This window comes from Deltaproteobacteria bacterium (genome assembly GCA_003194485.1).
In the GTDB taxonomy this organism is placed as follows: Bacteria; Desulfobacterota; Dissulfuribacteria; order Dissulfuribacterales; family UBA3076; genus UBA3076.
The window spans coordinates 1-7,732 of the sequence record PQXD01000033.1; the positions used below are offsets into that span (position 1 = coordinate 1).

Sequence of the window (7,732 nt, forward strand, 5' to 3'; positions counted from 1 at the left end):
GCCTTTTGCAGGGTTTCGATCGCGGGCCGGATTGCACTGCCTCTCCGGTCTGCGATGAGTGAGCTTTGAAACCCGGAAAAAGGTAACCGCTTCAAGGCAGGATATAACGGGTTCACCGGATATTTACGGTTGCAGTAAACGGGCGTTGTAATCCCGTAAACGGTTACAATAGATTTTATTTATTAGTTGCAGGGGGTCTGCCGGCAATTTGCGCCCGCACCACCTTTATCTTTACCTTGTCTGCCACTTCCAGGGTAACCACGTTATCTGTAAGGCCTGTTATCTTGCCTATCAACCCGCCTGTGGTCATCACTTCATCCCCACGATTCAGGGAAGCCAGGAAGTTTCTGTGATCCTTTGCCCTTTTCTGCTGCGGTCTGATCAAAAGGAAATAAAAAATGGCAAAAATAATGATAAGTGGCAGAAAGGCCATGATGGGGTTTCCCCCTTCACTTCCGGAAGGAGGGGCCATGGCATAAGCTACTGACGATATCATCATACGGTGATCTCCCTTTTTGAATAAAACTCTTGTTTGAAGGCCTCAAACCTGTCCTTCTCTATGGCCTCCCGCATCTCTTTCATGAGATGCAAAAAATAATGCAAGTTGTGAATACTGTTGAGCCTGTGGGCCAATAACTCCTTTGCAATAAAAAGGTGCCTCAAATAGGCACGGGAATAATTCCTGCAGGTATAACACGTGCAGGCAGGGTCTATTGGCCCTGAATCTCCGGCAAAACGAGAATTCTTTATAACAATGTGCCCGAAGGAAGTAAAGAGCATCCCGTTCCTGGCGTTCCTGGTAGGCATCACGCAGTCGAACATATCAACCCCTCTTGCCACTCCCTCGACCAGGTCTTCCGGGCTGCCGATTCCCATTGCGTAAACAGGATACCTGTCCGGGATTAAGGGCCTTGTGATATCGATCATTTCAAACATGAGCTCTTTTGGCTCACCCACACTGAGTCCGCCGATAGCATATCCGTCAAAATCAAATTCAAGGAGGTCTAATGCGCTTCGTTGTCTCCATGCAGGGTCCATCCCTCCCTGCACAATGGAGAACAGCAGGAGATCGCGCCTCGTTCTCGCCTTCAAAGACCTCCTGGCCCATTGCGTGGTCAGATCAGTAGCATTCCTTACCTCTTCCTCGCCGGCAGGGTAAGGAATGCATGAGTCGAGGCACATCATTATATCCGAGCCCAGGGCCTCCTGGATCTCTATGACAAGCTCCGGCGTGAGCTTGTGAAGAGACCCGTCTAAATGCGAACGAAATGTAAGCCCTTCTTCCTCTACTTTTCCGAGTGCTGCAAGGCTGTAGACCTGAAAACCGCCGCTGTCTGTCAGAATAGGACGGTCCCACCCCATAAACCGGTGCAGTCCGCCGAGTTCCTTTATGATCTCATGGCCGGGACGCAGATACAGATGATAGGCATTGCTTAAAATTATCTGGGCCCCGAATTCCTTGATCTCTTCAGGCGTCAATGCCTTTACAGTGGCCTGGGTACCAACCGGCATAAATGCCGGCGTCTCCACCATTCCATGCGCAGTGCACAGACGACCCCTCCTGGAAAGGCCTTTTGAACTCCTGCACAACTCCTGGAATTCAGTGACTCGGCGATTTGGCGATTTGGCGACTCGACGATTTGACGACTCGACGATTTGACGACTCGACGATTTGACGACTCGACGATTTGACGACAAGGCAGACAGCAGCCTTTCAAGAAGTCCTTCAAAATCACCATTGGAGAGCACCGCCACCACATCACCTTCGGAAAGGCTTGCCGTAAGTTCCTTAAGAATTGCGCCGGCATCAGGGAAGCACGAGGCATCAATGCCCATGTCATTGAGATCAGCCACCAGCTTTATGGACGAAAACCTGTCTCCGGGAGGGGCCTTCTCAGGATCAGGCACTTCCCGCACCAGCACTCGATCAGCAGGACTGAAAGAATGAGGATAGACTTCCTGGAAGACACTCCTTCTGCTGGTATTGGTCCTTGGCTCGAACACGGCTATAAGGCGACGGCCGGGATATACAGACCTCAGGGCAGTGAGGGTCTCCCTGACCTCACTCGGATGATGGGCAAAATCATCAACTATCGTGATTCCGGCCACCTCCCCTCTGATTTCCTGCCTCCTCTTTACCCCGGCACAAGAGGCCAGGCCCTTGAGGACTGCCTCCTCTCCCATTCCAAGATGACTGCACAGCGCCAGAGTGCCCAAGGCATTCAGGGCATTGTGCCTGCCGGAAAGTCTTATCCGTGCCTCGCCGCAGGTCTCTCCATGATGCATAACGGTGAACCTTGTATCTGTGGAATTAACTGAAAGGTCGGCCAGTTGCCACTCGCATCCCTGACTCTTGCCGTATGTCACCACCTTGCATCTGGCCTTAGCACAGACCTCAACGACCGCCGGCCAATCCGTACAGGCCACAAGGACCCCTTCCGGCGGAATCAGGGCAACCAGTTCGGAAAATGCGGCCTTTACTGCATTCAGGTCAGCATATATATCCGCGTGGTCAAACTCTATGCTGGTAAGAATGACACCATAGGGACGATAGTGCAGGAACTTCGGCCTCTTGTCGAAAAAGGCCGTGTCATATTCGTCTCCTTCAAGCACAAACCAGGGAGGACGCCCCAGGCGGAAACCTGATTCAAAGGCCTTGAGCATTCCACCAACCATGAAACCGGGGCCTTCACCCAGGGCCTCAAGGGCAGAGATCAGCAAAGAAGAGGTGGTGGTCTTGCCGTGGGTTCCGGCCACTACCAAAGGCCTCATGTCTTCCAGAAATAAAAGGGATAAGGCCTCGGGAAAAGAGAGATAAGGGATACCCCTGGAGACCGCGTAGCTGGCCTCGGGATTGTCGGCCCGGACCACATTTCCTATTATTACAAGGTCGGGAAGCGGGTGATTTGTTGATTTGTTGATTTGTTGATCGGGATGGCCGGAAACAAGATTATCCGGATGGTATCCCAGGGTTACAGGGATATCCAGTCCTTTAAGGACATCACTCATTGGTGGATAGGCCTGACTGTCGGACCCCTTTACGCCGTACCCCCTTTCCTTGAGCAAGCCGGCAAGAGCGGCCATCCCTGTGCCGCAAATGCCGATCATGTGGATTTGCGGTTTTGCGGTTTTGCTGATTTGAAGAAATTCCTTGATCCCGGGTTTCACTTTTGAGCGACCTTATTTTGCTATAAAAAGTAAATATCCGGTGAACCCGTCCGTGGTCCACTGGTAACTGATCACAGGGTGCTTCTTCTTCCAACATGCTCTCGCAAATTGTTTCCAGAAGAAGTACCCCGTGAAAACTGTAACTTCTCTATTGAGAATTTACTATTTCTTTGTATTTTCTCAACTGTGAAATTTGTAAGTTCTTACCGAAATTTCAAGGCAGAGAGTCCACAGACATATTCAGGCACTCCGAGTGTAAGCCCATGATAAGCTTCTTAGAGGAAAGTTTTGTTCACGCACTGATGATTACCGGCTTTGTCTTTATGATGATGCTGGTGATTGAGTATCTGAATGTCCTTTCCAGGGGATTTTTACACCAGGAACTGTCCGCCAGTCGATTAAAACAATACCTGCTGGCAGGTCTTTTGGGAGCAACTCCAGGCTGTCTCGGGGCCTTTGCGGCAGTAACCCTTTATTCGCACAGGGTGTTCAGCCTGGGGGCCGTGGTGGCTGCCATGATTGCCACCAGCGGCGACGAGTCTTTCGTAATGTTATCCATGATTCCTGAAAGGGCCGTTGTAATTTTTTTTATTTTGTTTCTGATCGGAGTCTTTGCCGGTTTTCTGACCGATACCTTAATCGGGGACAAGGCGGTCAGCCGGTCCGGATGTCAACAAGAGTTCGAACTCCATGAAAAAGATGTGTGTCACTGTTTTCCATGGGGACGTATAAAAGAGCAATGGGCACATTGCTCCATGGCCCGCGGGGTGCTGACTGTCACCTTGGTACTCTTTCTTTTCGGGATAATCACTGGTAAATTGGGGCCGCCCGTCTGGAACTGGATCAGGATCACGCTCCTCCTGGTCTCGGGAGCGGCGCTTTTTATCGTATCCACAGCGCCGGAACATTTCCTGGAGGAGCACCTGTGGGAACATATAGCAAAAATCCACGTTCCGCGGGTATTTCTCTGGACCTTCGGGGCGTTATTCCTCATGCACATTCTTATTGATCAATTTCATCTTGAAGGCTGGATAAAGCAAAACCAGCTGATCTTATTGGCATCTGCGTGCATGGTTGGACTTATCCCGGAATCAGGTCCGCACCTGATATTCCTTACCCTGTATTCTCAAAATGCCGTGCCCTTCAGCATCCTGCTGGCAAGCTCAGTGGTGCAGGATGGCCATGGCATGCTGCCTATGCTTGCCGAATCCCGCCTGGATTTCTTAAAGATCAAGGGCATCAATTTTTTTGCCGGGGTGTGCGTGGGCCTGGCAGGTTATTTGACCGGATGGTAATATTGGAAACCGTTCAAAAAGTACGAAACATATTATAAAATATGACTATTGAGTTAGCTCCGCATCATATGCTGATTGTAACGGATTATTGGGTAATCATCCCTTGGAGCGACTTGCGGAAGTCCCGCAGTTTTCCCGGCTTTTGCAGCACGGGAAACCCTGGCTCCGGAGCGAAGCGGAGGAGAACAGGGAGGGTCCCATGCTGCAAAAGTCTCAGAAAACAAGGGATGAGAGCATTGGAGGGACAAGGGATGATTACCCAATAATCAAAGATTATATATCGAAACGGAGCTAACTCAATAGTCATATTATAAAATGAGGGAGCTATGAAAATAATCGTTGCAGGAACCGGTTATGTAGGCCTTGTACATGCCGCAGTATGTTCAGAATATGGCCACGAAGTGTATGCATATGATATTGATCCTGACAAGATTAAAGCATTTTCGACCGGTCTGGCCGAAGAGATTGAAAAATATGTCAATGAGCCGGGATTAATTAATATTATCAAGGAAACGCTCGGCAAATACCTGTTCTTTTCCTCTGATCTTAACTCTATCCTGGAAGGTGCCGATGCCGTTTTCATGTGCCTGCCGACACCTCCTAATCTGGACGGCTCTACCAATCTTACTTTTTACAACGCCGCGGCTGAAAGTATTGCCATGACAGCTGCAAAAAGGAAAGACAGGCGCAGGATCGTATTCGTGAACAAGAGCACCGTGCCTATCGGGACAGCACGACACCTGCAGGAGATCATGAATACCCATAGTGTGGAAAACTTCGGTGTTGCCTCAAACCCTGAATTCCTGGCAGAGGGAACTGCAGTCGCCCAGGCGCGGAGGCCGGACCGGATTGTTGTAGGTTGCGACCATGAAGAGGACTTCAGAATTCTTCGCAGGGTGTATTCACAATTTGTCAGACATGTTTCGGTTCAATACATAGAGACTACGCCTGAGACTGCTGAAGCAATTAAGTATGTTGCCAATACGATGCTTCTCACTTACATATCTTTTTGGAACGGGGTGGGAGCGAAGATTGGTGAAAAATTTCCCAACGTCAGAATAGACGACCTCAGGCTGGGAGTTACGGCAGACGATAGAATAAGTACATGGGGATCATTTGTAAGCAACGGGGCGGGTGGAAGTTGCTTCGGGAAAGATATCGCCTCATTAATTTATCAATTGCGAAGGGTCAATGTGAGCACAAAGATGCTTGAAGCTTCCTACGAAGTTAATGAATTTCAAAAAGTCTATCTCATTGACAGGGCCATAACCGAAGCGGGGTTCCAGTTCAATAACAAGACGATTGCCGTATTGGGCCTGGCGTTCAAGAAACACACGAATGACATGCGTGATGCCTCTTCCATCAAGGTTATCGAATCTCTCCTGGGTAAAGGGGTGGCCAAGATAAAGGCTTACGACCCCTTAGCCATTGAGACCGCAAAGGCCGAGCTTTCCGCATCCAAGAATATCCTTTTTGAAAAGATAGATTATTTCCATAGGGCCAAAGAGGCACTGGAAGGATCTCACGCCCTTTTCATTTCTTCTGACTGTGAAGAATTCCGTGGACTTTCACGGACCATAGAGGAGGCTGTTGAACCACCTTACCTCGTGATGGACGGGCGGCGCATGATTCCTGATTTCGAAGAGATGGTTGCCAAAGGGTTCAGCTATTTGGCAGTGGGCTCAATGGTTATGAAACCGGAATGAAATTTTATAGAGATATGGGATTATGAAGGGAATAATCCTGGCCGGGGGTTCAGGGACGCGCCTGTATCCAATTACCCGTGTGGTAAGTAAACAGCTTATGCCTGTTTATGATAAGCCCATGATATATTATCCGCTATCAGTGTTGATGCTGGCAGGTATACGTGAGATTCTGATCATATCCACACCCGAGGATTTGCCCAGGTTCAAGGCGCTTCTTGGTGATGGTTCAAGATGCGGCCTTTCCATTTCTTATGCAGAACAACAGCGCCCTGAGGGATTGGCTCAGGCCTTCATTATTGGAAAGCCGTTCATTGGCAGTGATAAAGTGGCCCTTGTCCTGGGTGACAACATATTTTTCGGACACGGGCTTCCGGATATACTCAGGAGATGCAGCAATATTGAAAGAGGCGGCATTGTTTTCGGATATCTGGTGAGCGATCCCGAACGTTATGGAGTGGTTGAATTTGATCAACAGGGAAATGTTATCGGTATTGAGGAAAAACCGGCAAGGCCCAGATCTAAGTATGCTATACCCGGACTCTATTTTTATGATAGCGACGTAGTGGAAATAGCAGAAGGCCTCAAACCCTCGGCCCGCGGAGAGCTTGAAATTACCGACGTCAATTTGGAGTACCTGCGGCGCGGGCAGCTTCGAGTGGAACTCCTGGGGAGGGGATTTGCCTGGCTTGATACCGGGACCCATGAGTCACTCCTTCAGGCCAGTGATTTTGTACAGGCCATTCAGGAACGACAGGGGCTCAAAATTGCGTGCATTGAAGAGATTGCCTTTCGCCTTGGCTACATAGACCAGGGACAACTCAGAGACCTTGCCAAGGATATGCTGAAAAATGAGTACGGCCAATACCTGATTGAAATCCTTTCAGAGGAAAAGGCCGATGAAATTCACTAAGACCTTCCTCCCGGGTGTTGTCATGATTGAGCCGGATGTATTCAAAGATGCCCGTGGCTTTTTCATGGAAACCTACCATCAGAGAAAATATACAGGGGGGGGAATAGATCAAGTGTTTGTTCAGGACAACTATTCCCGCTCCAGGTATGGAACACTTCGAGGGCTTCACTACCAACTCAAAAATGCCCAGGGGAAACTCGTGTTTGTAATAACAGGTGAAATATTTGACACTGTTGTGGACATACGACTTGGATCACCTGATTTCGGACGCTGGTTCGGGACCAGTCTTTCAGCAGAAAACAAACGGCAGATCTTTGTACCTGAGGGTTTTGCCCACGGGTTCATCGTCCTGAGCGAGTCGGCAGATGTCATATACAAGTGTACTGATTTTTACGCCCCCGGAGATGAGTATGGAATTTTTTGGGCAGATCCGATTATCGGTATTGATTGGCCGCTAAAAAATCCGATCCTTTCGGATAAGGACAGCAGAAATCCGAAACTGGAGGAGATCCCTGAAGAACTTTTGCCTCTGGATATTTCATATAAGCGCAGGCGAATTTTGTGACGCAGCACAGGAGGCTCTTTTGAGCCTTCAGAGGCAAGCTGTGATCGTCTTTTCTCAAGCTATGGGTAAAAATACCACCATAGCCAGG

Annotated in this window: 7 protein-coding genes and 1 pseudogene; 5 read left to right on the forward strand and 3 right to left on the reverse strand. The window is 49.3% G+C overall.

Features of this window, described 5'->3' with window-relative positions:
- Positions 1 to 175: 175 nt before the first annotated feature.
- The 3 genes and pseudogenes from yajC to C4B57_11065 form a co-directional block, all read right to left on the reverse strand.
- Positions 176 to 499, reverse strand: a complete 324-nt coding sequence (gene yajC, locus C4B57_11055; GenBank protein ID PXF52370.1) for a preprotein translocase subunit YajC — start codon at positions 497 to 499, stop codon at positions 176 to 178.
- Positions 496 to 1,590 (reverse strand): tRNA guanosine(34) transglycosylase Tgt, encoded by a 1,095-nt coding sequence (locus C4B57_11060; protein ID PXF52376.1) that lies wholly within the window; start codon positions 1,588 to 1,590, stop codon positions 496 to 498. Before C4B57_11060 ends, yajC begins: the two co-directional genes overlap by 4 nt.
- Positions 1,591 to 1,695: 105 nt before the next feature.
- A pseudogene (locus C4B57_11065) lies at positions 1,696 to 3,108 on the reverse strand (UDP-N-acetylmuramate:L-alanyl-gamma-D-glutamyl-meso-diaminopimelate ligase).
- Between the two features lie 323 nt (positions 3,109 to 3,431).
- On the opposite strand from C4B57_11065, the gene C4B57_11070 reads away from it, so the two are divergent.
- From C4B57_11070 to rfbC, 5 genes are all read left to right on the forward strand, one after another.
- Positions 3,432 to 4,463, forward strand: coding sequence for a hypothetical protein (locus C4B57_11070; GenBank protein ID PXF52371.1), 1,032 nt, complete (start codon positions 3,432 to 3,434; stop codon positions 4,461 to 4,463).
- 88 nt (positions 4,464 to 4,551) lie between these two features.
- Complete coding sequence (locus C4B57_11075; GenBank protein PXF52372.1) at positions 4,552 to 4,758, forward strand: hypothetical protein; 207 nt, start codon at positions 4,552 to 4,554, stop codon at positions 4,756 to 4,758.
- Positions 4,759 to 4,789: 31 nt separating this feature from the next.
- Positions 4,790 to 6,169 carry a UDP-glucose/GDP-mannose dehydrogenase family protein gene (locus tag C4B57_11080; GenBank protein PXF52373.1) on the forward strand — a complete coding sequence of 460 codons (1,380 nt, stop codon included), beginning with the start codon at positions 4,790 to 4,792 and terminating at the stop codon, positions 6,167 to 6,169.
- A 22-nt stretch (positions 6,170 to 6,191) separates the two neighbouring features.
- Positions 6,192 to 7,079, forward strand: a complete 888-nt coding sequence (gene rfbA, locus C4B57_11085; GenBank protein PXF52374.1) for a glucose-1-phosphate thymidylyltransferase — start codon at positions 6,192 to 6,194, stop codon at positions 7,077 to 7,079.
- On the forward strand, positions 7,066 to 7,644 hold the full coding sequence (gene rfbC / locus C4B57_11090) for a dTDP-4-dehydrorhamnose 3,5-epimerase (protein ID PXF52375.1): 579 nt from the start codon (positions 7,066 to 7,068) through the stop codon (positions 7,642 to 7,644). The genes rfbA and rfbC overlap by 14 nt, the downstream gene beginning before the upstream one ends.
- The last annotated feature ends 88 nt before the right edge of the window (positions 7,645 to 7,732 follow it).